The sequence below is a fragment of the Paenarthrobacter sp. OM7 genome, from assembly GCF_029873575.1.
In the GTDB taxonomy this organism is placed as follows: domain Bacteria; phylum Actinomycetota; class Actinomycetes; order Actinomycetales; family Micrococcaceae; genus Arthrobacter.
Window position 1 is genome coordinate 1,656,606 of sequence record NZ_CP123579.1, and the last position, 26,954, is coordinate 1,683,559.

19 protein-coding genes and 1 pseudogene are annotated in these 26,954 nt (G+C 63.5%); 14 read left to right on the forward strand and 6 right to left on the reverse strand.

Translation table 11 applies throughout. The annotated features are described in order from the left end of the window. Positions 1–31 precede the first annotated feature (31 nt). Positions 32–691 (reverse strand): response regulator, encoded by a 660-nt coding sequence (locus tag QEH68_RS07620; protein ID WP_280627589.1) that lies wholly within the window; start codon positions 689–691, stop codon positions 32–34. Continuing rightward, on the reverse strand, positions 684–2,384 hold the full coding sequence (locus QEH68_RS07625; protein ID WP_280627590.1) for an ATP-binding protein: 1,701 nt from the start codon (positions 2,382–2,384) through the stop codon (positions 684–686). The genes QEH68_RS07620 and QEH68_RS07625 overlap by 8 nt, the downstream gene beginning before the upstream one ends. A 156-nt stretch (positions 2,385–2,540) precedes the next feature. Here QEH68_RS07625 and QEH68_RS07630 point away from each other — a divergent pair, with 156 nt between their 5' ends. The 5 genes from QEH68_RS07630 to QEH68_RS07650 all read left to right on the forward strand — a co-directional run bounded on the left by QEH68_RS07630 (position 2,541) and on the right by QEH68_RS07650 (position 8,284). Then, positions 2,541–4,043: a CitMHS family transporter gene (locus QEH68_RS07630; protein ID WP_280627591.1), complete on the forward strand. Its 1,503-nt coding sequence runs from the start codon at positions 2,541–2,543 to the stop codon at positions 4,041–4,043. A gap of 238 nt (positions 4,044–4,281) precedes the next feature. Then, positions 4,282–4,578: an Asp-tRNA(Asn)/Glu-tRNA(Gln) amidotransferase subunit GatC gene (gene gatC, locus QEH68_RS07635; protein WP_017199363.1), complete on the forward strand. Its 297-nt coding sequence runs from the start codon at positions 4,282–4,284 to the stop codon at positions 4,576–4,578. Between the two features lie 5 nt (positions 4,579–4,583). After that, positions 4,584–6,146: an Asp-tRNA(Asn)/Glu-tRNA(Gln) amidotransferase subunit GatA gene (gene gatA, locus QEH68_RS07640; RefSeq protein ID WP_280627592.1), complete on the forward strand. Its 1,563-nt coding sequence runs from the start codon at positions 4,584–4,586 to the stop codon at positions 6,144–6,146. After that, a complete protein-coding gene (gene gatB / locus QEH68_RS07645; protein ID WP_280627593.1) occupies positions 6,146–7,654 on the forward strand; it encodes an Asp-tRNA(Asn)/Glu-tRNA(Gln) amidotransferase subunit GatB in 1,509 nt (502 codons plus the stop codon). Before gatA ends, gatB begins: the two co-directional genes overlap by 1 nt. A gap of 75 nt (positions 7,655–7,729) precedes the next feature. Beyond that, positions 7,730–8,284 (forward strand): DUF5666 domain-containing protein, encoded by a 555-nt coding sequence (locus tag QEH68_RS07650; protein WP_280627594.1) that lies wholly within the window; start codon positions 7,730–7,732, stop codon positions 8,282–8,284. Here QEH68_RS07650 and QEH68_RS07655 read toward each other — a convergent pair whose 3' ends face one another. Further along, positions 8,285–9,280 (reverse strand): formylglycine-generating enzyme family protein, encoded by a 996-nt coding sequence (locus QEH68_RS07655; protein ID WP_280627595.1) that lies wholly within the window; start codon positions 9,278–9,280, stop codon positions 8,285–8,287. A gap of 292 nt (positions 9,281–9,572) precedes the next feature. Here QEH68_RS07655 and QEH68_RS07660 point away from each other — a divergent pair, with 292 nt between their 5' ends. The 5 genes from QEH68_RS07660 (at position 9,573) to QEH68_RS07680 (ending at position 15,627) form a co-directional block, all read left to right on the forward strand. After that, a complete protein-coding gene (locus tag QEH68_RS07660) occupies positions 9,573–10,607 on the forward strand; it encodes an ABC transporter permease subunit (RefSeq protein WP_207596921.1) in 1,035 nt (344 codons plus the stop codon). A gap of 42 nt (positions 10,608–10,649) precedes the next feature. Beyond that, positions 10,650–11,573 carry a carbohydrate ABC transporter permease gene (locus QEH68_RS07665; RefSeq protein ID WP_280627596.1) on the forward strand — a complete coding sequence of 308 codons (924 nt, stop codon included), beginning with the start codon at positions 10,650–10,652 and terminating at the stop codon, positions 11,571–11,573. Between the two features lie 75 nt (positions 11,574–11,648). Next, positions 11,649–13,307 carry a sugar ABC transporter substrate-binding protein gene (locus tag QEH68_RS07670; protein ID WP_280627597.1) on the forward strand — a complete coding sequence of 553 codons (1,659 nt, stop codon included), beginning with the start codon at positions 11,649–11,651 and terminating at the stop codon, positions 13,305–13,307. Positions 13,308–13,363: 56 nt separating this feature from the next. Continuing rightward, a complete protein-coding gene (locus tag QEH68_RS07675) occupies positions 13,364–14,416 on the forward strand; it encodes a LacI family DNA-binding transcriptional regulator (RefSeq protein WP_207596924.1) in 1,053 nt (350 codons plus the stop codon). A 17-nt stretch (positions 14,417–14,433) separates the two neighbouring features. Then, positions 14,434–15,627 (forward strand): Gfo/Idh/MocA family oxidoreductase, encoded by a 1,194-nt coding sequence (locus tag QEH68_RS07680; RefSeq protein WP_280627598.1) that lies wholly within the window; start codon positions 14,434–14,436, stop codon positions 15,625–15,627. Positions 15,628–15,664: 37 nt separating this feature from the next. Here QEH68_RS07680 and QEH68_RS07685 read toward each other — a convergent pair whose 3' ends face one another. Further along, entirely contained in the window at positions 15,665–16,603 is a 939-nt protein-coding gene (locus tag QEH68_RS07685; protein ID WP_207596926.1) for a LysR family transcriptional regulator, read from the reverse strand. A gap of 107 nt (positions 16,604–16,710) precedes the next feature. Between QEH68_RS07685 and tdh the strand changes: the two genes are divergently transcribed. Beyond that, positions 16,711–17,757 (forward strand): L-threonine 3-dehydrogenase, encoded by a 1,047-nt coding sequence (gene tdh / locus QEH68_RS07690; protein ID WP_207596927.1) that lies wholly within the window; start codon positions 16,711–16,713, stop codon positions 17,755–17,757. Positions 17,758–17,804: 47 nt separating this feature from the next. Beyond that, entirely contained in the window at positions 17,805–18,998 is a 1,194-nt protein-coding gene (locus QEH68_RS07695) for a glycine C-acetyltransferase (protein WP_280627599.1), read from the forward strand. A 142-nt stretch (positions 18,999–19,140) separates the two neighbouring features. Here QEH68_RS07695 and QEH68_RS07700 read toward each other — a convergent pair. Next, positions 19,141–19,826 (reverse strand): annotated as a pseudogene (locus QEH68_RS07700) (AAA family ATPase). Positions 19,827–20,085: 259 nt separating this feature from the next. Between QEH68_RS07700 and QEH68_RS07705 the strand changes: the two are divergent. Further along, on the forward strand, positions 20,086–21,183 hold the full coding sequence (locus tag QEH68_RS07705) for an FAD-dependent oxidoreductase (protein WP_280627600.1): 1,098 nt from the start codon (positions 20,086–20,088) through the stop codon (positions 21,181–21,183). A gap of 20 nt (positions 21,184–21,203) precedes the next feature. Further along, complete coding sequence (gene hutI, locus QEH68_RS07710; protein WP_280627987.1) at positions 21,204–22,433, forward strand: imidazolonepropionase; 1,230 nt, start codon at positions 21,204–21,206, stop codon at positions 22,431–22,433. Between the two features lie 63 nt (positions 22,434–22,496). On the opposite strand, the gene QEH68_RS07715 is transcribed toward hutI, so the two are convergent. Then, entirely contained in the window at positions 22,497–26,903 is a 4,407-nt protein-coding gene (locus tag QEH68_RS07715; protein ID WP_280627601.1) for an endo-alpha-N-acetylgalactosaminidase family protein, read from the reverse strand. Between the last annotated feature and the right edge of the window lie 51 nt (positions 26,904–26,954).

Genomic DNA, 26,954 nt, shown 5'->3' on the forward strand with positions numbered 1-26,954 from the left:
TCAGAACAACCACTAATGCCAGTTGGTTGGGCTAGCTCGGGATGCCGTAGCGGTGTTCCGGCCGACCCGTGGTCCCGTAGCGCAGTTGGATTTCGACGGCGCCATCGTCCGCGAGCGAGGACAGGTACCGTTGCGCCGTGGCCCGGGAAACGCCAACGCGTTCCGCCACCTCGGCAGCTGAATACTGCTCACCAGGGATCAACGATTCCAGGACCGCCGCTTCGGTCGCCGAGCGGGGTTTGGCGGCCGGCGTGACGTCACCGGGAATCAGGGAGCGCTTTGCGCGTTCAATGGTGGTCTGGTCCACGGCGCTCTGCTGGCCCAAAATCCTCCGGTACCTGGCGTAGGACCGGAGTTGCTGGGACAGGGACTCGGCCGTGAAGGGTTTGAGCATGTACCCCAGCGCGCCGCGACGCAGGGCAACCTTGATGGACTGCGCATCCGAGGCTGCGGTGAGCATCACGGCGTCGACGTCCAACTGGCCCAGCAGGTCCAAGCCGGAGCCATCCGGCAGGTACACGTCCAGCAGCACCAGGTCCGGGCGGAGGCTGTGGATCGCCTGCAGCGCTTGGGACACGGAGCCCGCCGGCGCCAAAGCCATGAAGCCGGCCACGGAATCCACATAGGCAGCGTGGAGCCTTGCCACGTGGAAGTCGTCATCCACGATCAGCACCCTCAAATCCTCAGCCACTGCTGTCCTCCCTCAAGGTAGAGTCGGCACCTGCATCCACAGTGCCGGAAAAGTCCATGACACCGGGGATGGTTGCCATGAACACCGCCCCCGGACCGCCATGGCTGCCGGGCTCCAGAACGCGGACGTCGCCGCCGCGCCTTCGCGCCAGCTGCCGCACCAACGCCAACCCCAAACCTTGTCCAGCCCCCGAGCGTACCGGTTGTTCCGACGTCGTAAATCCTTCTGCGAAGACCTCTTCGGGTTCAAGGCTCCCCAAACCATCGCCCGAGTCTCCCACCACGATATGCAAGGTGCCGCCCGTTGTGGTGGCGTCGTCCAGCAGTTCAACCTCCACCCAGCGGTCCGCGGCGGACCCGGCGACGGCGGCACTCACCGCGTTGTCGATCAGGTTGCCGAGCACCGTGGTCACGTCCTGGGGATCGGTCACGTGCCCGCGGACCAATGTTTCGGGCCCGACGCGGAGGGCCACGCCGCGCTCCGAAGCCTCCACGCCCTTGGCGCCAACGAACGCCTGCAAGTACGGGTCCTGCAGGAGTTCAGCCTGCTCCACCGGGAACTTCAACGGGCCCGTTGCGGAGATCCGGGCCAAGTATGCCTTGGCCGATTCGTACTGGCCGATGCTCATGAAACCCGCGATCGTGTGGAGCTGGTTGGCGAACTCGTGGCGCTGGGCGCGGAGGGCTGTGGACATGGTACCCACGGCGTCGAGTTGGCGGGTGAGTTGCTGCAATTCCGTACGATCACGCAGCATGACCACCCAGCCAAGGTCCTCCTTGCGATGCCAGGCCTTGCGTGCACTCACCACCAGAACGCGCCCACCTGCAACAATCTCCACGGCCTCCGCATCACGTGCCGCGGGCTGCGTGAGCTGTTTGAGTTGCTCGGGAACGGCGGCGGACGCCCAGTCCTGCCCGGTGGCATCGGGCATGTCCAGGAGCCTGGCGGCTGCTGCGTTGAACACGGAGATGCGCCCGTCCGCCGCGATACCGATCACGCCGTCATCCACGCCTTGGAGTACCGCTACCTGGTCGTGGACGAGGGTGCTGATTTCTTCGGGCTCAAGACCGAGGGTGAGCCGCCGCAGCCTGCGGCGGAGCAAGAACGATGCCAGGACGCCGGCAAGCAATGCTCCGCCAGCAGTGAGGGCAATGGGTACGATGTCGCGGGCCAGGCTGTTGCCAAGAGACTCCACGGAGTAGCCCACGCTGACTTCGCCCACGATTGCGCCGGGCGTTTCCGGCGAGTACACCGGCACCTTGGCCCCGGCCGATGGTCCCAACGTTCCGGTGTTGCGGGTAGTGATTTCCTCACCGCCCAATGCCACCGAGGGGTCCGTGCTGACGCGTTCACCCAGCCGCGCCGTCTCCGGGTGGGCCAGCCTGAGGCCGGTTTCGTCCGTGATGACCACGAACAAGGCGCCGGTGCGCGCCCGTACCGCCTCGGCAGCTTCTTGCAGGGGCCCGACGGCGAGTACTTCCGAGGGAGGCGTTCCCTCTTCCCTGCTGATGAGCTGCACGTTGGTCCTGATATCCGGATCCGCCGCGACCGTCCTGGCAAGGGTGAGGGCTTGGTTCTCGGCTTCGGTGCCGATCCGTTCGTACACCAGCCAGGCATGGACTGTTCCGCTGAGCAGGACCACCAGCAGGACAACCCCCAGTTGGAGGAGGAGGGTCTGGGTGGAAAACCGCATGATCCATTGAATCACTGAGCACAATGCGCAAAACGTTCGCAACGAGCAGTATTCCCAACAATTCCCGGAAACCCCCCGCCGTGATCGGCGCCACCATATCGTCTGTAGTGCGCATCACACCGACGTGGCGCCATTCACAGTAGTAAGGAGCCGGCCGTGCTGGTTTTGCTTGGATTCGCAATGATTGCGGTATTCATGGTCCTGATCATGACCAAAAAATTGACGCCAGTACTGGCGCTGATCATCGTCCCCACCGTCTTTGGCCTTTTCGCCGGAGCGGGCCTCGGCATTGGCGACATGGTGATGGACTCGATGAAGTCCATGACATCCACGGCCGCGCTCCTCATGTTCGCCATCATCTACTTCGGCCTGATGATCGACGTCGGACTGTTCGACCCCCTGGTGAAGTTCATCCTGCGCAAGCTGGGCAACGACCCCGCCAAGGTTGTCCTCGGCACCGCGATCCTCGCCGCAGCAGTCTCCCTGGACGGGGACGGCTCCACCACCTTCATTCTCACTACTGCCGCCATGCTCCCGGTGTACCTGCGGCTCAAGATGAGCCCCGTGGTCCTCACCTGCGTGGCGGGCCTGGCCAACGGCACCATGAACATCCTGCCGTGGGGCGGGCCCACCGCCCGCGCTGCGACCGCCCTGAACCTTGATGTCAACGACGTCTTCGTCCCCATGGTTCCGTCACTCATCGTTGGCCTCATCGTTGTCCTGGTCTTCGCCTGGCTGCTGGGCCTGCAGGAACGCAACCGCCTCCGCACCACTGCGCCCGAAATTTGGGGCGACGTCGCCGATCCTTCTGAAACGTTCGACGGCGGCGCCGGCCGCGGCGGTTCCGTCGCCGCAGGTTCGGGCCTGGGTGCAGGCTTCGGCGCCGACCGTTTCGGATTTGGCCGCAACGGTTCAACCGCAGGTAAGCCGGGAACCGGCGGAGGTTCCGGCGTCGCGGTCCTCGAAGACCCTGCCACGCTGGTGGACGATCACGACACCGCCATGGCGGACACCGCGCTGGACCCCAACCGCTCCACCCTGCGTCCCAAGCTGTTCTGGTTCAACCTGGGCTTGACCGTCGCCGTGATGGTGGTCCTGGTGGCCAACATCGTTCCGCTGCCGTTCGTGTTCATGGTGGGATCCGCGATCGCCCTGCTGGTCAACTTTCCCAAGGTCAAAGACCAAGGCGCCCAGCTGATCGCCCACGCACCGTCCATCGTCGCCGTCGTCAGCATGGTCATGGCCGCCGCCGTCCTCACAGGCGTCCTCAACGGCACCGGCATGGTCAAGGCTATGTCCGAGTGGCTGGTCCAGATCATCCCCGCGGACATGGGTCCGTTCATGGCGATCATCACCGGACTGCTCAGCATCCCCATGACCTTCTTCATGAGCAATGACGCCTTCTACTTCGGTGTCCTTCCGGTCCTCTCCGAAACGGCCGCGCACTATGGCGTCGATGCAGTGGACATGGCCCGTGCCTCCATCACCGGGCAGCCCTTCCACCTGCAGAGCCCCTTGGTACCGGCGATCCTCCTCCTGGTGTCCCTCGCCAAGGTAGACCTGGGCGACCACCACAAGAAGGTCCTCTGGCGCACGGCAGTGGTCTCAGTCGTCATGCTGGCAGTCGGAGTCCTGACCGGAGCCATCGGCATCGGCTGACCCGCTGCTCCCAGCGCAACCGTCTGCACCTGAGGTGCAAGACCGGGCCAGACATCCTCCGCGTGCTGCTCCTTCGTCGCTTTGACGCACGCATCCGGATGCCTGGCCCGGTCTGCGTAGGAGGCCCACCGGCCGAAGGCGACAACACCCACCGAGCGGGCCGCAGCCCGCGTACGGCGGCGCACCCAAGCCAAGTAGACTGGTTCCGAAAACCATTTGAACTTTGCAGGGGAGATCCATGGCTGCGATCAACCGTGACGACGTCGCGCATCTTGCGCGTCTGGCTCACATTGAAATGAGTGCCGAAGAACTGGACAGGATGGCTGTTGAGCTTGCTGTCATCGTGGATTCGGTGAAGAGCGTGAGCGAAGCTGCGGGGGAGGATGTCCCGGCGACGTCGCACCCGATTCCGTTGACCAATGTGTTCCGTGAGGACGTTGTGGGCCACACGTTCACGGCTGAGCAGGCATTGTCCGGCGCTCCGGATGCTTACGAGAACCGTTTCAAGGTCCCGGCAATCCTGGATGAGGACTAATCACTATGACTGAATCGAAGAACGAGCTCATCCGCCACTCCGCTGCCGATCTCGCTGCGAAGCTGGCTGCCCGTGAGGTGACCGCCGTCGAGGTGACGCAGGCGCACCTTGACCGCATCGCCCTTGTTGATGGCGGAGCCGACGGTATCCACGCATTTTTGCACGTTAACACCAATGAGGCTTTGGCCGTTGCAGCCGAGGTTGACGCAGCCCGTGCTGCCGGTGGTTCTGCTGCCGAGGAACTGCACGCCCTCGCTGGGGTGCCGATCGCGGTCAAGGACCTCATTGTCACGATTGGCCAGCCGACGACGGCTGGTTCGAAGATCCTCGAGGGCTGGCACAGCCCGTACGACGCCACCGTGGTGAAGAAGCTGCGCGCGGCGAAGATGCCCATCCTGGGCAAGACCAACCTGGATGAATTCGCCATGGGTTCCTCCACGGAGCACTCGGCGTACGGCCCCACCCGCAACCCGTGGGACCTGGACCGCATTCCCGGCGGTTCGGGCGGTGGCTCCGCGGCCGCCGTCGCCGCTTTCGAAGCGCCGCTGGCGCTCGGCACCGATACTGGTGGCTCGATCCGCCAGCCGGGTGCCGTCACCGGAACTGTGGGGGTGAAGCCGACGTACGGTGCTGTTTCCCGTTATGGTGCCATTGCCATGGCGTCATCCCTGGACCAGATTGGCCCGGTTTCCCGTACGGTCCTGGACTCGGCGTTGCTGCAGGAAGTCATCGGCGGCCACGACCCCTTTGACTCCACGTCGCTGACCGATCCGTTCAACGATCTTGTTGCTGCTGCCCGCGTGGGCAATGTTGCGGGCATGAAGATCGGCATCGTCAAGGAACTTCACGGCGAGGGCTACCAGGCAGGCGTCGAGAACCGGTTCAACGAGTCCCTTCAGCTGCTGAAGGATGCTGGTGCTGAAATCGTGGAGGTTTCCTGCCCCAACCTGAAGTACGCCCTGGGCGCTTACTACCTGATCATGCCGTCCGAGGTGTCCAGCAACCTGGCCAAGTTCGACGGTGTCCGCTTCGGCATGCGAGTGCTGCCCAAGGATGGTCCGATGACCATCGAGCGCGTCATGGGGGCTACCCGTGCCGCAGGCTTCGGTGACGAAGTGAAGCGCCGTATCATCCTCGGCACTTACGCTTTGAGCGCCGGTTACTACGACGCTTACTACGGCTCCGCACAGAAGGTCCGTACGCTGATCCAGCGTGACTTCGACGCAGCTTTTGCGAAGGCCGATGTCCTGATCTCGCCCACGGCGCCCACCACGGCGTTCAAGCTGGGGGAGAAGCTGGATGATCCCCTGGCGATGTACCTGAACGACGTCGCCACCATCCCCGCCAACCTCGCTGGCATCCCGGGGTTGTCCCTGCCGGGTGGCCTGGCTGACGAAGACGGCCTGCCTGTTGGCATCCAGCTGCTGGCTCCTGCCCGCCAGGATGCCCGCCTGTACCGCGTTGGTGCGGTCCTCGAATCCATGCTCGAAGAGAAGTGGGGCGGTCCGATGCTTGCCCAGGCGCCTGCTCTCGGTGCAGTATCCAACACCGCCGGAGGTTCCAACTGATGTCCGTCGACGCAACCCTGAGCTTCGAAGAGGCCATGGAGAAGTACGATCCCGTCCTGGGGTTTGAGGTCCACGTGGAACTCAACACCAAGACCAAGATGTTCTCCTCCGCACCGAATGTCTTCGGAGACGAGCCGAACACCAATGTCAACGAGGTTGACCTGGGCCTGCCCGGCGTCCTGCCGGTGGTGAACAAGACGGCTGTGGAGTCCTCCATCAAGATCGGCCTTGCTTTGAACTGCAAGATCGCCGAGTCCTGCCGCTTCGCCCGGAAGAACTACTTCTACCCGGACACCCCCAAGAACTTCCAGACTTCCCAGTACGACGAACCGATCGCCTACGACGGTTACCTCGACATCGAGCTTGAGGACGGCACGGTCTTCCGCGTGGAGATCGAACGCGCCCACATGGAAGAGGACGCCGGCAAGCTGACCCACATGGGTGGCGCTGCGGGCCGGATCCAGGGCGCCGACTACTCCTTGGTGGACTACAACCGTTCGGGCGTTCCGTTGGTTGAGATCGTCACCAAGCCGATCGAGGGTGCCGGCAGCCGTGCGCCTGAGCTGGCCAAGGCTTACGTCGCTGCTGTTCGCGAGATCGTGAAGAACCTCGGCGTGTCCGATGCCAAGATGGAGCGCGGCAACGTCCGCTGCGACGCCAACGTCTCCCTGCGCCCGCACGGCCGGGAGCGGTTCGGCATCCGTTCGGAAACCAAGAACGTGAACTCGCTGCGCGCCGTCGAGCACGCTGTCCGTTACGAGATCCAGCGGCACGCCGCCGTTCTGGATTCCGGCGAGCCGGTCATCCAGGAGACGCGCCACTGGCACGAGGACACGCGTTCGACGACGTCGGGCCGGCCCAAGTCCGACGCTGACGATTACCGCTACTTCCCGGAGCCTGACCTGGTTCCCGTCGTCGCTTCCCGCGAGTGGGTGGAGGAACTCCGTGCCACCCTTCCCGAGCCGCCGGCCGAGCGTCGCAAGCGCCTCAAGGAAGCCTGGGGCTACTCGGACCTGGAATTCCGCGATGTGGTGAACGCCGGTGTCATGGACTCCATCGAGGAAACCATCGCTGCTGGTGCATCCGCAGATGTTGCCCGTAAGTGGTGGATGGGTGAGATCGTTGGCCGCGCCAAGGTTGCCGACGTCGATCCTTCCGAGCTCGGTGTCACGCCGCAGGTCATCGTGGAGCTGAACAAGCTGGTAGAAGACGGCAAGATCAACAACAAGATGGCTACCCAGGTCCTGGACGGCGTCCTCGCCGGCGAAGGAACCCCGGCGGAGATCGTGGAGAACCGTGGCCTTGCGGTGGTGTCCGACGACGGTCCCCTTCTGGAAGCCATCGACGCAGCACTGGCAGCACAGCCGGACGTCGCGGAGAAGATCCGAGGCGGCAAGGTCCAAGCGATCGGTGCGATTGTTGGCGGCGTCATGAAGGCCACCCGCGGCCAGGCCGACGCTGGACGAGTCCGTGAACTCATCCTGGAGAAGCTCGGCGTCGAGGGCTGACACCCGTTTTTCCCATCAAAGTAGGCCGCAGTTTTTGCTGCGGCCTACTTTGCTTTTTGGGCGCACAATGGATGCATGGCCACACTCTCACCGGGCCTTCGGAAGGCCCTCCTTGCCGGCGGGATCGCCGTCACCCTGACAGGTGGCGGGGCCGCCGCTGTCTGGGCAGGCACGCAAGCCAGCCCCCCGCCGTCGAGCGCTTTTCCGTCCAACAGCCCTTCCGCGTCCGCGAACGCCGAGTCCACTGAAGGCCGCGGCCAGGCAATTCATGGCGAGCACGTGGTGAAGCAGCGGGACGGGACGTACCGCACGGTGGTCACGCAGACCGGAACCATCGAAGCGGCCAGTGATTCAGAGGTGACCGTGAAGAGCGACGACGGCTTCACACAGCGCTACGCGATCACCGCGGACACCCGGATCTCCATGGTTCCTGCCGTTCCCGGGCCCAGGAACGGCAGGGGTAAGCCATCCCTGCCCACAGCTGCAGCAGCGGACCTCAAGGCCGGCGATACGGTGCGCATCAGCGGTACTCGGGAGGGCGATACGGTGACCGCCACGAGGGTATTGGCAGGCCAACTGCCGGCCGGCCTCAAGGGTGGGCCCGGGCACAAGGGCCACGGCCCCAAATAGTTACGCGGCTACAGTCCTGAAGCCCAGATTGCCGCTGGCTGAGTCCGGGGTGTTCGAGCTCCGCGCTGCCAGGCGATACCGGTTGCAGTAGGACTCGTGGCAGAGGTATGAGCCACCGCGCATCACCCTGCCCCGGCCGATGGTGGGCCCCTGGGGGTCCTCTACCGTTCCTTGCGCCAGGCAGGTTTTGTAGTACTTGGGCAGGAACCAGTCGCTGCACCATTCCCACACATTCCCGCTGGTTTGGTAGAGCCCGTAACCGTTGGGGCTGAAGGACCTGGCGGGTGCGGTGGTGAGGTAGCCGTCGTCTTCGGTGTTGCGGGACGGGAAATCGCCTTGCCAGATGTTGCAATTGTGTGCGGCGGTGCCTGATGGGTTGTTGTGGAGCTCGTCGCCCCACGGGTATCGCCGTCCCGGCACCCCGCCGCGGGCCGCGTATTCCCATTCGGCTTCCGTCGGCAGTCGTCGGCCGGCCCATTCGCAGTACGCGAGGGCGTCGTTGTGCGACACATGGGTCACCGGGTGGTCCGGGATGTTTTCCCAGTTCGAGAAGGGCCCGGCCGGGTGCGCCCAGTCGGCGCCGCGGACGTTAAGCCACCACGGGACGTTCTTGACCCGGTTGAGAATGTCATGCGGACTGGCTTTCACGGCGAGGTGGAACACCGCTGATGTACCAAAGATCTCCGACTCGGTGCGGTGGCCGGTGGCGTCGATAAACTGTGCGAACTCCTGGTTGGTCACTGTTGTGGCGCTGATCCGGAATGGTGAGATGGCGACCTCGTGCAGCGGTGATTCGCCGTCGCCTTCATAGCCCTCGTTGAAACGATCGCCCATGGTGAACGTCCCGCCGGGGATGTCGACGTCGTTGGTCTGGTGCATATGGTTGGTCCCGGGTGTGCCGCTGGTCGGGTGTCCGCCCACCGCGCGCAGGGGGAGCGCCAGCCCCGGCGTCGAGTGTTCCCGGGCGCCGGCACCCGGGCTGCAGCAGTCTGCCATGTCCACCTTCTGTCTATAAACCAACTGCTTGTACTTTAGCGGGGTCCGGTGGCCTGCCACACGCTCCTTCCCAAACCCCACGGGTGGACCACTTTCCGCCGCGCACTCCGGCGTCACACTCCGACTCCAAGCAGACGCGCGGCCTTCCCGAAGTGACGAAATGTGATTTCTGCACTCAGTTTCGATCATGATCTTGCAAAAAGAGATGCGGGTCACTTATGGTTTGTTAAACGGTTAACGAGCGTGGCTTGGATCACATTGGTGGTTCCGGCTCGGCACTTGAGGAGACACCATGAACTCGACGACGGAACAGGCTCCGGCATTGCCCGAAGCCCGCCGGGTCGCGGCGCCGGCACGGGGGAGCGCCCCTGGGGTCGGATCAAAGAAGCGGAAACGGAGCAAGCCCCCGCAGCAGAGCTTCCGGTCCCGCCTGCGACGCGACAAGCAGATGCTGCTCATGATGGTCCCGGGTGTGGCCTTCCTGCTGCTCTTCTTCTACATCCCCATCCTGGGCAACGTCATCGCGTTCCAGGACTACCAGCCGTACTTGGGCATCGGCGACAGCTTGTGGGTTGGCTGGCAGAACTTCGTGGATCTCTTCGGGAATCCGGATTTCATCCATGCGTTCTGGAACACCCTGTATCTGGCCGCCTGGCAGTTGGTCTTCCTTTTCCCGGTGCCGCTGGTGCTGGCGCTGATTGTTGATTCACTCATCAGCACGCGGGTCCGTCGCATCTTCCAGAGCATCGCCTACCTGCCGCACTTCCTTTCCTGGGTGCTTGTCATCGCGTTCTTCCAGCAGATGTTGGGCGGCGCTGGTTTCGTCAACAACCTGCTGAGGGACTGGGGCATGGATCCCATTCCCTTCATGACCAACCCGGAAACCTTCCCCGTCATGGTGGTCGTCCAGATGATCTGGAAAGACGCCGGCTGGGCAATGATCATCTTCCTGGCCGCCCTGGCAAGCATCGACGCTTCGCTCTACGAAGCTGCGGCGGCTGATGGCGCCGGGCGCTGGCGCCGGATGTGGCACATCACCCTTCCCGGGTTGAGGCCCGTGATCGTGCTCCTGTTGATCCTGCGCATCGGCGACATCCTCTCTGTCGGATTTGAACAGTTCATCCTCCAGCGCGACGCTGTGGGCGCCGGGGCGGCAGAAGTGCTGGACACCTTCACCTACTACACAGGCGTAGTGGGAGGCGGCTGGAGCTCAGGTGCTGCAGCCGGCCTCGCCAAGGGCGTGGTCAGCGCGCTGCTGATCTATGGCGCCAACAAACTTGCCCACCGCTTCGGCGAAGACGGAATCTTCGCAAAACAAGTGCGCTGACAGCCACGCTGACCCGCGCGCCTGCCGCACAAGGAGAACCCCATGGCAACAACACTTTTCACCAGGAAACCCCGGGAGCTTAGCTACAACCCCAAGCGCCCGGTGTGGAAGGAGAAGCCTTCCGCCCTATACCAAACGATCAAAGCGATAGTCCTGGTCGTCTTCAGCTTGTCCATCCTCACGCCCATCCTGCTGGTGGTCTCAACGTCCCTGGCTGACACCGAACAACTGGTGAAGGCAGGCGGTTTCGTCCTCTGGCCCGAGCGTCCCACGCTGGAGGCCTACGCCACTATCTTCAGAGGGCCCATGGTGCTGCAATCGCTCGGCGTCAGCATGCTGGTCACCGCGGTGGGCACCATCCTGGCCCTGTTCGTGACCATCACCATGGCCTACGCCACCAGCCGCACCGTGCTCTTTGGCCGTCCCGTGATTCTCGCTGTGCTGTTTACGCTCCTGTTTGCGCCTGGCCTGATCCCGTCGTTCCTGATGATCCGTCAACTCGGGCTGCTCGATTCTTTGTGGTCGCTGATCCTCCCGGGCATCTTTGGAGCCTTCAACTTTGTGGTGATGCGATCGTTCTTCATGAACATCCCGGGCGAACTGATCGAAAGCGCCAGGATCGATGGCGCCAACGACTGGCAAATTCTGTGGCGCATCGTGATGCCTCTGTCGAAAGCAGTGATCGCCGTCGTCGGACTGTTCTACGCCGTCGGGTTCTGGAACTCCTTCTTCAACGCCCTGCTCTATATCAACGACCACAGCAAGTGGCCCATCCAATTGCTGCTCCGCAACTTCGTGGTCCAGGGCAGTGGCGCGGCGGACCAACTGGGAATCACCACCACTCCGCCGCCGCAGTCCATCCAAATGGCCGTCGTTGTCGTGGCATTGGTCCCGATCCTGATGGTCTACCCGTTCCTCCAGAAGCACTTTGCCAAGGGCGTCATCACCGGCGCAGTCAAGGGCTAGCTCCCTCCCAGGATCCAGAAAAACCCAACGCACTCAAACCTCAGAGAAAAGCAAGTAACCAGAAAGGGTTATGCCATGACAAGCACTACCTCCCAGGCTGGATTCAGCCGCCGCGGTTTCCTTGGCCTCGCTGGCTTGGCCGTGACCGCCGCAGGCTTGTCCGCATGCGGTGGTGGCGGAACCGCGAGCAACGGTGGCGCCGCTGCCTCCGCGTCGGTCAAGTTGCCCACGTACAAGGAATTCACCGGCGTCACCCCGGACATCGCGGGCAACGCCAAAGGCCTCCAAGCCGGCTACTTCAAGCTGCCCACCGCTGTGCAGTCCGTGAAGACGCCGCCGCTCAAGGGCAAGGTGACCGGCCTGACCGAAACCTTCGACACCATGAGCCCCGGCCTGAAGGACAACCCCTTCTGGCAGAGGCTCAATGCCAAGCTCGGCGGGGACCTGGAGCTCCAGATCGCCGAAGACATCGGAGACGGCTACCCGGCCAAATTCGCCACCGTTCTGGCCAGCAACGATCTCCCCGACATGATGTGGGTTCCACCGAACCAGGGCATCCCCAACGTCGGCCCCATGCTGGAGGCCAAGTTCCAGGACCTGACGCCGTACCTCTCCGGTGACGCCGTGCTGGAGTACCCCAACCTGGCTGCACTGAAGCCCGATTCCTGGAAGACCGCCGTCGTGAACGGCAAGATCTGGGGAGCTCCCATCCCCAGTACCCCGTTCGGCCAGGTGTACCTGGGCAACCACGACATGTGGTCCAAGGTTGGCGGGTTTGAAGCTTCCAGCGCCGAGGAATTCCTGGAGAAGGCCAAGGAGCTGACCCGTCCCGGCGACCAGCAATATGCGCTGGAGCCGGCCTACATCAACGCCCTTCATATGGTCACGGAGTGGTTTGGCGCCCCCAACAGCTGGGCCGTCAACAAGGACCGCACCCTGACCCACCTGTATGAAACCGATGAATACCTGGCCGGTGTGGAGTTCACTGCCAAGATGTTCGCAGCGGGCGTCTTCTACCCGGACTCCAAGGCCACGGACATCCGCTCCCGCGTGGCAAACGGCAGTGTGGCCGCGCAGGTTGTGGTGGGCCCGCACGATATCCGCAGCTACCGTGCCCTGAACAAGACTGCCCGGTTTGATGTCCTCATTCCCTTCAGTGCCGACGGCAAGGTCAAGCCGGTGTACGACATGGGCTACGGCACGGTGGGTTTCACGCCGTTCAAGAAGGCCGAAGAGGGCAAGATCCGTGAACTGCTGGCGCTCATCAACTACCTGTCGGCGCCCTTTGGAACGGTGGAGTACCTGCAGAAGAACTTTGGTGAACTCGGCGAGGACTACACCATCGACGCCTCCGGGAACCCGGCGCGCACCGAAACGGGAACCACCAACGCACCAGGCCTGGTTTCGGCGTTGAACATCATGTCCAGTCCGGAGAACGTCATCTTCAACCCGGGATTCGACGACGACACCAGGTACGTCAGCCAGCAGGAGGAGAAGCTCCTTGAATTCGCGTGGCGCAACCCCACCAACGGTTCCTATTCGGACACCAACGCCAAGGTGGGAGCGAAGATCACCAAGCAGCTTCGCGACAAGGTGGTGGACATCATCACCGGCCGCGCCAAAATCGATGAGCTCAAGGATGCCGTCAAGCGCTGGAAGAGCGAAGGCGGCGACAAGATGCGCGATGAGTACCAGGCCGCGTTGGACCCCAACGCTCCGGTGTTCAGAAGCTAGCCTCAAACCAACAACGAACCAACGCGCCAAGACAGAGAAGATCAGCAGGGGGAACCATGGCAAAAGCAAGCACCACCGGAGTCCGGCCCACCATCCGCATGGTGGCCGAGCTGGCGGGAGTGTCCACGGCCACGGTTTCCTACGTGCTGTCCGGCCGCCGCGGTGACGGCGGACCGGGAGTTTCGGATCCGACGGCGGAAAAGGTCAAGGCGGCTGCGGAGCGGTTGGGATACCGCCCCAACCAAGCGGCCCGGGCCATCCGGACGGGTCGCACCAACACCGTGATTCTGTCGCTGACCATGCTGTCCGATCCATGGTCCCTGTCCGTGATCGAGGCCGTGCAAAAGGCGGCCGGTCCTCTGGGAATCACACCGATGATCCTTGGAGACGCCGACTGGGTCAAAGTGCTCGGCACCCACAACGCCGATGCGGTGTTCGTTGACGCCGTCCGTCCTGACCAGCGGGACGCGCTGCGCAAGTTGGCCGAACATGGAACCACGCTGGTGGTCTTTGATGAAGAGGTGGAAGCGGAGGGCTTCGATGTCATCCGCTCCATCGCCGGGCCCGGCTGCCGCATGGCCGTGGAGCACCTGCTCCACGGCCACCGCCAGATCGCGTGCCTGACACCGGCAACCGCCGCAGGCACCTCCGGTGGGACCCGGTACCGGGCGTACTCCGACGCCCTGGCCAACGCCGGCATTCCGGAGCGGGACGATTACGTGGGACTGTTCGATGGCACCAGCGCTGGGGCCTACGCTGCGGCAACCCGGGTGCTCAGCATGGCGGACCGGCCCACTGCCATCTATGCCACCACGGATTACGCAGCCGTCGCCGCTATCAATGCTGCCCAGCGTTTGGGTCTTTCCGTGGGCACCGATGTGGACATCATCGGTGTGGGCAACACCGTGGAGGGTGAACGGATGTCCCCCTCTCTCAGCACCGTAGGTCCCGTGGATTTCTTCGACAAGCTGGCCCGGCTGCTCCTGCGGCGGGCAACTGGCCCTGCTGACACCACCACAGCAGAGGAACCCGACGTCCTGGACTTCCCGTGGCACTTGTTCGTGCGTGAATCGGCGCCGCACCGCAGCGCCGCAACCAGACTTTACTAAGAAACAGAAGAAGGAAATTGCACACCATGGAAAAGGATTTGAAGGTTGGCATCGTAGGTTTCGGCCTGCGTTCAGGGCTATGGAAACACGCCCACAAGCCAGGCCAGGGCTCTGAGGTCACCATTGTCTGCGACCTCAGCGAACGAGGCCGGACAGATGCTGCGGACCGGATCCCCACCGCCCGCGTCACCGGGGATCTGGAAGAACTCCTGAGCAGTGGGATTGACGCCGTCCTGGTCCTGACCCCCGATAACCAGCACGCCGCCGTCGCGGTCCGTACGCTCAAGGCGGGCATCCCCACTTTCTGTGAGAAGCCGCTGGACATCACCATTGACGCTGCGGACCGGATCCTGGCAACGGCCTACGAAACCGGCACGCGCTTGTACGTGGGCCACAACATGCGGCACATGCCGGTTGTAGTACAGATGCGCCAACTCATCGAGGACGGCAGGATCGGCGAGGTCAAGGCGGTGTGGTGCCGCCACTTCGTGGGTCACGGTGGTGACTACTACTTCAAGGATTGGCATGCACAACGGGCCAACGTCACCTCACTGCTGCTCCAAAAAGGTGCCCACGACATCGACGTGATCCACTGGCTTGCCGGGGGCTACACCAAGAGGGTTGCCGCCGTCGGCGACCTCGCGGTCTACGGCGACGTCGCGAACCGCAGCAACAACGCCGGAAAGCGCATGGGTGATTGGTTCTCCATGGACAACTGGCCGCCCACAGAGCAGAAGGACCTGGCTGAAGTGATCGACGTCGAGGACATCTCCATGATGAACATGGTGCTGGACAACGGCGTGCTCGCCTCCTACCAGCAGTGCCACTTCACCCCTGACTACTGGCGCAACTACACCGTCATCGGCACCAAAGGCCGCATCGAAAACCTTGGCGACGGACCCGGCGAGATCATCAACGTGTGGACCAGCCGGTCATCCGGCTACGCGGCACCGGACGAGGTCATAACCATCCAGGACGGCGAAGGCGGCCACGGTGGCGCGGATCCCCGCTTGATCGAGGAGTTCCTTCGGTTCGCTTCCCAAGGCGGCCAAACACAGACCAGTCCCATTGCGGCCCGGCAGGCGGTCGTGGCGGGCATCCTTGCGGCGGAATCACTCCGCGGTGATGGCTCTGCGCGCGAGGTCCCGGAGCTCCCCGCCGAACTGGTGGAGTACTTCGACGCCGGCCAGCCCGCCCTGGTCCGCGACTGACCGACCGCGGTCAGCCCGCTGGGTCAGCCCGCTTGGGTCAGCCCGGGCCGGAGAGCTCCACAAGCTCGGTCATGACGGTTTGAAGTGACTCGCAAACCGTCATGACCGATTTCCGTTTGAGTGTCTCCGGCCTGGCCAGGATGTCGATCTTGCGCACCGAATTCACGCCGGACAGCGGACGCAGCACCACTCCGGCATCCAACACGCGGCGTGCAGTGAACCTCGGCAACAGCCCGATCGCCCCGCCCGCGGAAACCAACGCCGCGACGGTCGAATAATCGTTGATCCGGTGCAGCACCTCGGCCGGTCTGCCGCTCACGGCAACGACGGCGGCCAACACGTCCGCGGGGGAGTAGCCATCGCGGCTGGTCACCCAGGATTCACCCACGACGTCGGATGGCTCCAGTTCCGGCCGGACCGCCAGGGGATGGTCCGCCGGGAGAGCGATGTCCAAGGGCTCGTCTGCGAGTGGAATCACCGCTACCTTGTCCTCCGGCCACTGCGGGCTATTGTCCATCCGGTGTGCCAACACGAGGTCGTACCGCGCGGCCAACCCCGGGAAATCCTCCTGTGCCACATCCTCATCGGACAGTCGCAGGCGCGGCGACTTCCCGCCGTCGGACGCTGTTCCGGACGCCAGCAGCGCCGCCAACGGCGCGAACAGAGCCTGCCCGGCGCTGTGGAACGCACTCACGCTGACCGGCGCGTCCGGAGCATCGTGGTAAGCGCCGATTGCTGCCCGCGCATCTGCCATGGCGTTCACGACGGCGGCACCGGCCTCGGCGAGGACGCGGCCGGCGTCCGTCAGCACCAAGGCCCTGCCTTCTTTGCGCGTCAACGGCACGTCCACCGATTTCTGCAGCAGGGCGAGCTGCTGGGAAACAGCCGATGGAGTGACCATGAGCGTCTCGGCCACCGCTTTGACACTGCCGAGGTCGCCGAGCTCACGAAGCATCTGCAACTGGTGTATTTCCATTAGCAAATCCTAAATCGTTGATTGAGAAGAATCTAGTTGTGCTAAATCGTTGACGGGGCTCTAATGGACTCAGCAGCAGCGAAGCAGCCCTGGCAGTGAGGAATCCCATGAAGGCTCTCTACAAATCAGGACCCCACGCAGGGTTCGAACTCGTCGAACGTCCTGAGCCCGAAGCGGGCCCCAGCGACGTCAAGATCCGTGTGATGACCACCGGTATCTGCGGCACCGACCTGCACATCCAGAGCTGGGACGCCTGGGCCCAGAGCATCATCGAGGCGCCGCTGATCGCCGGCCACGAGTTCTATGGCGAAGTAGTGGAAATCGGCGAAGACGTCCGCGACGTCAAAGTAGGGGACCGGGTCTCCGGCGAAGGCCATGTGGTCTGCGGAATCTGCCGCAACTGCCGCGCCGGCCGCCGCCAGATGTGCATCCACACCGTCTCCGTCGGCGTGCAGCGCGATGGTGCTTTTGCTGAATACGTCGTCATCCCTGAAACCAACGTCTGGGTTCACCATGATGAATCCGTCACCCCGGAACTCGGTGCCATCTTCGATCCCTTCGGCAACGCCGTCCACACTGCGCTGAGCTTCCCGCTGGTCGGCGAAGATGTGCTGATTACCGGTGCCGGTCCCATTGGGCTCATGGCCATCGCCGTCGCCCGCCATGCCGGCGCCCGCAAGATCGCCATCACGGACGTCTCTGCTCCGCGACTGGAACTGGCCCGCCGGATGGGCGTTGACCTGGCCGTCGACGTCTCCAAGATGCGCGTCCGCGATGCCCAGCAGGAACTGGGGATGCGCGAAGGGTTTGATATCGGCCTGGAAATGTCGGGACACCCCACCGCGCTGCCTGAGATGATCGACAACATGAACCACGGCGGCCGCATCGCCATGCTCGGTCTCCCCAGCCAATCCATCGACATCGACTGGGGCAAGGTCGTCACGCACATGCTTACGCTCAAGGGCATTTACGGCCGCGAGATGTTTGAGACCTGGTACGCCATGAGCGCCATGCTGTCCTCAAACCCCGTGCTGCACCGCAACATCTCCGCGGTAGTCACCGACAAGCTCTCTGCCAAGGACTGGGAGAAGGGCTTCGAAATCGCCCGCAACGGGACCGGCGGCAAAGTGGTCCTCGACTGGACTGAACTGTAGCTGGACCTGAACTGCACCCGGCCCCCTCACCTTTAGGAGCACCCCTTATGTACTCAGCCATCAAAGACCAGCTGCAAGGCGAATTGGACGAGATCCGCAGCGCTGGCCTCTTCAAGACCGAACGCCACATCGACTCCCCGCAGGCCAGCCACATCGCCGCAGGCCAGCTCGGCGAGCCCGCCAACAAAGTCCTGAACTTCTGCGCCAACAACTACCTGGGCCTGGCTGACCACCCGGACATCATCGCTGCAGCAAAGACCGCCATGGACGAGCGCGGCTTCGGCATGGCGTCCGTGCGGTTCATCTGCGGAACCCAGGACCTGCACCTGGAACTGGAGACCCGTGTCTCGAAGTTCCTGGGGACCGAAGACACCATCCTGTTCTCCAGCTGCTTCGACGCCAACGGCGGTGTGTTCGAGTCGCTCTTTGGCCCCGAAGACGCCATCATCTCGGACTCCCTGAACCACGCCTCCATCATTGACGGCATCCGCCTGAGCAAGGCCAAGCGCTTCCGCTATGCCAACCAGGACATGGCGGACCTCGAGGCAAAGCTGGTCGAAGCCGAAGGGTCCCGTCGGAAGATCATCGTTACCGACGGTGTGTTCTCCATGGACGGGTACCTCGCGCCGCTCGAGGCCATTTGCGACCTCGCCGACAAGCACGACGCCTTGGTCATGGTGGACGACTCCCACGCCGTCGGTTTCATGGGACCCACCGGTGCAGGCACCCCCGAGCACGCCGGCGTCTCCGAGCGTGTGGACATCTACACCGGCACCTTCGGTAAGGCCCTCGGCGGTGCTTCGGGCGGTTACGTTTCCGGCCGCGGCGAGATTGTGGCCATGCTCCGCCAGAAGGCGCGCCCGTACCTGTTCTCCAATTCGCTTGCCCCGGCCATCGTTGCGGCCACCATCAAGGCGATCGAACTGGTCCAGGAATCCGGCGAACTCCGTACCCGACTGTTCCAGAACGCTGCACTGTTCCGCCGCCGCATGAGCGAGGAAGGCTTCGATCTCCTGGACGGCGAGCACGCCATCATCCCCGTCATGTTCGGTGACGCCGTGGTTGCTGCCAAGGTAGCCGACGAGATGCTCAACAACGGCGTCTTCGTCACGGCCTTCAGTTTCCCCGTAGTGCCGAAGGGCGTGGCCCGGATCCGCGTGCAGCTGTCCGCTGCGCACAGCGCGGACGACGTCGAAGCGTGTGTTCAGGCGTTCGTCAAGAGTCGCGCCGCGGTCGCCTAAGGCGGATGCTCTCTCACGTCCCGCGGGTTTCGGGCCGACGCTCTCTCACGTCCCTCGGGTTTCGGGCCGACGCTCTCTCACGTCCCGCGGGTTTAAGACCGACGCTCTCTCACTTTCTTCACGAAAGTGCGAGAGCGTCGGCCTATAGGTGCCGAAGGTATCGTTCCGGGGCGTCCAAGAATGATCGCCAGTTGGTGACCAGGTCCAAGTCGGCCCATTGCCTGGGACGTAAGCCCCACTGCCCGACTTCAAGTATTTGGGCGCCCGGAAGGGCGGCAAGCAGGGGCGAGTGCGTAGACATGATGACTTGGGACTTGCCCCCAACCAACAACTCCTTGAGAACTGACAGCAGGCTTAGGCAACCATTGAAGGACAAAGCTGACTCCGGCTCATCCAGTACCCATAGTCCGGGCCCGCGGAACCGGTCAACAGCGAGCTCAAGGAACGATTCGCCATGTGACATGTCGTGGAAGGGCAAGTCGCCGAACGTGCTGGGGTTCTTCTCCAGATAGGTGAAAAAACCATGCATGGTCTCAGCACGGAGGAAGTAACCACGCCTGCTGCTGCCGGCGTTGCGGATGAGTTGCAGGTGGTTGCCCAGCTCGGATTCCGTAGACCTTGTGGTGTGACGGGCCCCCGTTGATCCGCCCTCCGGGGACAAACCGTAGGCCAAGGCGATGGCCTCCACACTGTTGACTTACCAGAACCGTTTTCGCCCACGAGGATGGTTGCAGGAGGCAGATCCAGACCTTGTTCCAGAAGCTGGGTTACCGGAGGCAGGCTGGCTGGCCACTTTTGGCGGTCCAGTGCGTTGGCGGGATCTTCCATCACCCGCCGAATGGGATGGTTGCGGTGCATGCCGTCATTGTTGCAGTCCTGGCAGACGTTAAGGCCACAAGTACCGGCGCGCATCACAAACGCGGGATGTGAGAGAGGGTTGCGTTGAAGGGTGCGGGATGTGAGAGAGGGTTGCGTTGAAGGGTGCGGGATGTGAGAGAGGGTTGCGTTGAAGGGCGCGGGATGTGAGAGAGGGTTGCGTTGAAGGGCGCGGGATGTGAGAGAGCATCGGTTCTGACAGGATGGAGCCATGGCTTCGAATTATGACGTGGTAATCGTAGGCGGCGGCATCGGGGGACTGTCCTTGGCTGCGGCCCTCGCGGGCAAGTGCACGGTTGCACTTGTTGAGGCCGAGCAGTCCTTGGCCTTCCACACGTCGTCACGTTCAGCCCGGCAACTTATCCCCAGTTACGGTCCGGCAGTCGTGCAGGAGCTGACCATTCGAACCCTGGAAATGTTGGCGGCGCGCGATGCCCAGGCGGACGAACCCATCCTGACGCCACGCGGTTTCATGCTGGTTGGCGACGAAGAAACAGTCCGCGCCGAGGCCAGCGGTAATATGCATGCCATCACCCACGACGAAGCGATGCGACTTTGCCCGGTGCTCGACCCCGACTCATTTACAGCCGCAGGACTGGATAACGGCTCCTTCGGCTGCAACGCTCCGCTCCTGCTTGAGGAACACCGCCGTACAGCGGAAGCTGCGGGAGTGGACATCATCACTGGAGCCAAGGTCCACTCCGCCCAACGATTGGGGAGCGGCTGGCAGGTGGGCGCGGGAACCGAAGGGTTCCAGTCCGGCGTCGTGGTTAACGCGGCAGGCGCGTGGGCGGACGAGCTGGCCGTCATCAGCGGGGTGGAGAAGCTGGGACTGCAGCCGTACCGACGGACGGCTGCCATCGTGAATGTTGACAGTCCCCTGACACCGGAAACACCCATGGTTTGTGCCGCTGACGACACGTTCTATTTCCGCGCCGAGGGCAACCAAGTGCTGATTTCGCCGTCCGAATCTGTGCCGAGCGGAGCCGAGGACGCCAAGCCCTACGCGGGTGATGTGGAGGACTTGATCAGCAAACTCAACACCGTGACCTCCTTGGGAATCCATTCAGTGGACCGGGCATGGACTGGCCTCCGGACAGAAGCTGCAGACGGGATACCAGTGGTGGGCTTCGACGCCGAAGCGCCGGGCTTCTTCTGGCTCGCAGGGCAAGGCGGCTACGGCTTCCAGACTTCGTCCGCCATCGCAGAGCTGGCAGCCGCGCTGATCCTGGGCACGGTAGTTGACGACAGTCCGGAATCCCGGACAGCGGAGCAGCTGGCGGCCGTGCGCTGGTCCATCCGGCGCTGAACAATAGGGACATGAGCGGAATCAGGAACGGGAACAGCGGCAGCACTGTCATCACCAACATCGGCGAACTGATGACCCAGGACCTTGAACACAGGGTCCTGAAGGACGCCGCGTTGGTCATTGAAGGAGAGCGGATTTCCTGGATCTGCGGTGCCAAAGACGCTCCCGCTGCTGACGAAATGATCGACGTCGAAGGCCGCGCCGTCCTGCCGGGCTGGGTGGATTCTCATTCCCATCTTGTTTTCGCAGGGGACCGCACTGCCGAGTTCGAAGCCCGCATGGCCGGGGAAAGCTACAGCGCAGGCGGGATCGCGGTCACCACGGGCGCTACGCGCAGCGTCAGCGATGACGAACTCACCCGGCTTGTCCGGGATCGCGTGGCCGAGGCAGTCTCACAAGGGACCACGTACCTGGAGAGCAAGACCGGCTACGGGTTGGACGTCGAGAACGAGGCCCGCAGTGCCCGCATCGCCGCAGCCGAAGTGGACGAGGTCACCTTCCTGGGCGCGCACTTGGTCCCGAAGGGCTCCGATCCCGAGGAGTACACGGACCTGGTGTGTGGGCCCATGCTCGACGCCGTCCTCCCGCACGTTCGCTGGGCCGACGTCTTCTGCGAGCGGGGCGCGTTCACGGAGGACCAGTCCCGTCGGGTCCTGACTGCAGCGCGCAAGGCCGGTCTGGGCTTGAGGGTCCACGGCAACCAGTTGGGCGAGGGGCCAGGTGTTGCCCTGGCCGTAGAGTTCGCCGCAGCGAGTGTTGACCATGTCAACTACTTGTCGGACAAAGACATCCGGGACCTCGCGGGAACCTGGGCGGGCTGGGACCCGGCAACCGGAACGGGCACCAGGGGCACTGTTGCAACCTGCCTTCCCGCCTGCGACCTCTCCACCCGTCAGCCCCTGGCACCAGGCCGTGAATTGATCGACGCCGGCGTGCAGATCGCGCTGGCTGCCAACTGCAATCCGGGGACCTCATACACCAGCTCCATGGCCTTCTGCGTCACCACTGCTGTGTTGCAGATGCACTTGAGCGTCCACGAAGCGGTCCGGGCTGCGACGTACGGCGGCGCGTTGGCGTTGGGCCGGGAGTCAGGGAACGACGTCGACGGCGAACGGGCGGTGGGTTCGCTCGCCGTCGGACATCGGGCAGACTTGCACCTGCTCAAGGCGCCGTCGGCCACGCACCTGGCTTACCGACCGGGGATCCCGCTGACTCATTCCGTGTGGCGGGCCGGCGTACGGGCCGTGTAAGCAACGCACAGAGGGGCGGTGTTCCGGTAGGAACACCGCCCCTCTTCGTGGGGGATGAAGGGACTACGCGCAGCTGAACTTCGCGTCGGCCCAGTCGCCCCAGTCATCGCCGGCGTCGTCGCCGTTCTTGTCAGCGATCAGCTCGACGTTGCGGACACCGGTGATGTCCACGGTGAGGGGGAGCGCGGCGGAGTCTGCGCTCAGGACAGGGGTCCGCAACAGTTCGCGCCCATCGCCCTTGACGATAAACACCACGGAACCGTGCAGGCCCTTGTTGAGCTTGGCGTCGTCCACTCCCACCACGGCGGTGAAGGCGTTGCACTTGGCCTCCGTGGCGATGCTGATCTTCGAGTCGGCATGGACGCCGATGCCCTTGGAGTACACGACGCCGTCCAGCCGCAGCGCGGGTCCATCGCCGGCGTTCTGCTCACCGTTGGCCCGGTCCCGTTCTGCAGGTCCCCAACCGTTGGTACTGCCGATCCAGGGCAGGTCGGAAGCGAAGACGGTGCCCGACAACACCGGCGCCGGGGGCTGCTGGGAGGTGGAGGAACAGGTGAACCTGGCATCTGCCCAGTCAGCGTGGTCGTTGCCGTTGGAGTCGCCGGCGTCGTTGGCCACCAGTTCCACGTACTGGGCGCCGGTGACGTCCACAGTGAGTGGCAGGGGAGCGCTCGCAGCGCCCAGAACCGGTGTGGTCACCTTGGTGGTCCCATCAGCCACCACGGAGAACTTCACGCTTCCCCGCGTCGGTTGGGCGTCGTCGATGCCCACGGTCGCGGTGAAGGCGGTGCAGTAGCCGCCCAGGTAGTAGCGGACGGTACCGTTGGCGTGGGCTCCCAAGCCTTTGGCATAGACCGTCCCGTTCAGGGTCAGCGGAGTGCCGTCACCGGCTCCGGTTCCACCATTGGACTGGTCCTTTTCCACGGGACCCCAGCCATTGGTGGCGCTGACCCAAGGGTGGTCGCTGGCGAACACGGTGGCCTGCGGAGGCTTGGGCAGCGTTCGGACGGCCGTGGTGGTGCTGATGGTGCGGCTGCCTGCGGGCTGCGAGGTCGTGCTGTAGTTGGCCGTCGCCGTGATGGGGTAGTCGCCGTCAGCCGAAGCCGGCGCGGTGACCTTCCACGTGGTGGTCAAGGTGCCCCCGGCGGGCAGCGTCGAGGCCGTTGCGGGCGTGGATGGTGTTGCCGTCCACCCCTCGGGCAGTTTCAGCGACACGGTCAGATCATTGATGGCTGCCGGTTCATCGGAAACAAACGTGGTGACGAAGTCCTGGGCCTTGCCCTGCTGGACCACATCGCCCTGGAGCGCCGCCGAGAGCTGCGCGCAGGCCGGGACGGATTCGGACGCGCCGAGATCCTCCACCAGGAAGTTGTCCTGGGTGAAGTCCGAACCATTGGCACTGCCCGTGCGCTGCAGTCCTACAAAGTAGTCTCCGCAGAATCCGGTATCCAGGGTCTGCTCGAACCGTGTGGTGGACGTCGCGGCCTCGATCGCCTGGCTGCCCGTCACTGCGGGTCCGGCTTGGGAGTCGTAGCCGGAAACCCAGGCGTATTGGCCGTCCTTGGAGTTTTGGTAGTCGAAGGAAATCTTGTACTTGTGGCCCGCCTGGAACGGAACTGTTGCCTCCGTGGTCCGGTACACTATGCCCGGTCCGCCGTCGGGTGCGCGGTTTTCGTCGTGCGCGATCAGCGACCAGGTTCCGTCCAGTACTTCGTCGATCACGTTGGTGTGCCAGCCCTTTTGGGTGAAGGGTTCGTTACGTTCGGTGATGTGCGTGCGCGGGTCAGTGGAGCCCCCGGCATCGCCCTTCACGAAGGGTCCCCAGCCTTGGTCCACGTTTTCGAAGTCCTCGCTGAGCACGCCGGTAGTGGCCACCCTGGCGGTTTTCACCGCCCGGAAGTCGTCGACGCGCACTGTTGCGTCGCCGTCGGCCGCTGTGACGGTGACCTTGGCCTTGGTGTTCTTGTGGGGAACGTCCACCACAACGCGGATGCGCTGGAAGGCTGTCCCGTGTTTCTCGTCGCCGGCCACGAAATTCTCTGCGTTGGAGGAATCAATGGTGACGCTTTCGGTCTTGCCGCTGATGTCCACGGAGAGTGTGGTGGGACGGGTCTTGCCGGGCTGGATTTCCACCCAAGCGCTCACTGATTGGGTTCCGGCGTCCAGCTTCACTTCCTGGCTGATGGACGACGGCGTTGCCCCCAATTCGGCGAAGCGGCGGCCCTTGTCATCGCGGACCTGCGTGACGGTACCGGCGGGGTTCCATGGGGAGAGGTCTGCGCTGTTGAAGCCGGGATCGTTGAAGGCCGTTCCTTCGCCGAAGTTGGCCTTCTTGGGCAGCTCAGCCTTGTTGTTCTTTGGAGCCAGGACATAGGGCTGTTTGGCATCGGCTATCAGGGCAACCTGTCCGTTGACCACGGGGACGTCGGCGACCTTCACGCGGCCGTTGTCCGTCAGTTTGAAGAGCTCCAAGGAGCCGGCCTTGGCGAACTCCTGGGTGAGCGTCCACGTGGTGGCGCCACCGGCAGGGTTGTAGTGGTAGAGCTTGTCTGCCGTGCCGTTTTCCTTGGAGGACCACGGGAGCAAGTAGGTTCCACCCTGCAGGACGGAAATGCCGCCTACGGTGATGTTGCGTACTGCAGCCGTGTTTCCGGTGACGGACACGCCATCGGCGAGTTCGATCCGGTCGGCCGTCCACTTGGTGATCTGGTGGTGCTGCAGGAATTTGGCAGGCACGTTGGCCGTCCACACGTTCTCGCTGAACGCATTGAAGTCGTTCTGCCCGGTCCAGCCTTCGAACTCCACGATATGGCTCACCCCGAGCTTGGGATCTGGGTTCCAGACGTCCGACTGGGTGTTGTTGATGAAACGCAGGATCTGCGAGTTGATGCCCTTGTTGGTGGAACCGCCGTACTTCTCATCGTTGGCCCAATGGGACCAGGTGTTGTTCCGGGAGAGGTGGTCTGCCCATTCGGAGCCCACCCGGAAGCCGTTCTTGACCAGTTCCTGCTGCAGGCGCTCGGCGAGCCAACCGAACTCGTAGTAGACGTCCACGTACACGAAGTCCAGGTTCTTGTCTGTGGCTTCGCGTAGTTCCTTGATGCGCTGGGCGAGCTTGCCGGAATTAATGTCCGCACGCTGGTTCATATAGTAGGACTGGTCCAGCCAGTTCCATCCCAGGCCCTTGTCTGCGCGCAACAGGTCCTCGCTGAAGGACTTGGCTTCCGGATAGATCTCCGTGGCATTGATGTGGACGCCGAAACTGGCGTTCCAGTCCTTGCCTTCCTTCACCAGCGTGTTGAGGTCCTCCAGTCCGCCAGCACGGGTGTTGAAGTTGTTGCCGTAGTCCGTGTTGGCGGAGTCGTGCCCCTCGCTGGTGTAGCCCTTGAGCATGGCCACCTGCCCCAGTCCGTCGGTGGCCAGGGCGATGCGCTTGACGTCATCCAGGGTCCTCAGGAACGGGTGGGTTGCCTGCGAAGCAAAGTTGAACGGGATGTGCGTGATCACGTTGTCCGGCGTTTGTTCGGCCTTATTGGGGCTGACCTGGATGGACCTCATGGCGATCGCCGCGTCCTGCCAGTCCACGCCGCCGTCGGCATTGGCATCGCTGGTGATGGCCACGCGGGTCCACGGAAGTTCCTCGGTGGTCGCGGAGCCTTCTGCGCGGTACAGCCACTGGCCGCTGGCGATACCCATGGATACGCCGCCGGCTCCGTCGCTGACGGCTTGGCGCCAGAAGCGCCCGCGGTCCTTCGCGCCCGGACCCGACGACGTGTCGTACAGGGCATTGGACTCCACAGCGGCGCCCAAGGTGGCGGTATTTGCCAGTGCGTAGGCGGAGCTCTTGGCGGTGGCGTCGAGGGGAGTCGCCGGGGTGATGGGCGTGAATTCGTCACCGGTGACGCTGCGGTCCACGGACAGGTTTGCAGTGGAGACCTGGGCCCCGGACTGGGTGGATCCGACGGTCACCAGGTTCAGCCGGGGGAGTTGCAAGGTCTTGACCTGATGATCAGCGGAGTCCTTGATCTCTGTGACATTGAAGGAGACCACGTTCTTCTTGACCGAGAGCCGGGCCTTGATGAGGGTATTGCCGAATTCCGGGACGGTCAGCACGTACTCGCGGGCGTCGTCTCCGGACCCGGTGGAGGAACCGGTCACCGTGTATTCCACGCCATTGAGCATGATGGTGCTGAGCCGGGTGACGGTGCCGTCCAAGCGTGCCCTGGTGGCGGCATCGATGTAGCCGAGGACCTGCGGGAAGGTGGTGGAGACCTCCACTCCCAGTTGGCCGGAGGTGATGACGGCAGCATCGGTAGCATCGGCGATGTCTGCTTGCGGGACGATTGGGGCGAAAGGGGAGTATGGGGCTGCGGTGGCAGGCTGAAGTGCCATGAGGCCGAGCGAGGATGAGGCGACGACGCAGGCCAAACTCAGCGATGCGAGGCGTCTGGTGGATGACAAGCGGGGCATTATGCTCCTTCTTGATTTTTCCGTGCGAATAACGATCATGTTCTTGCGGAC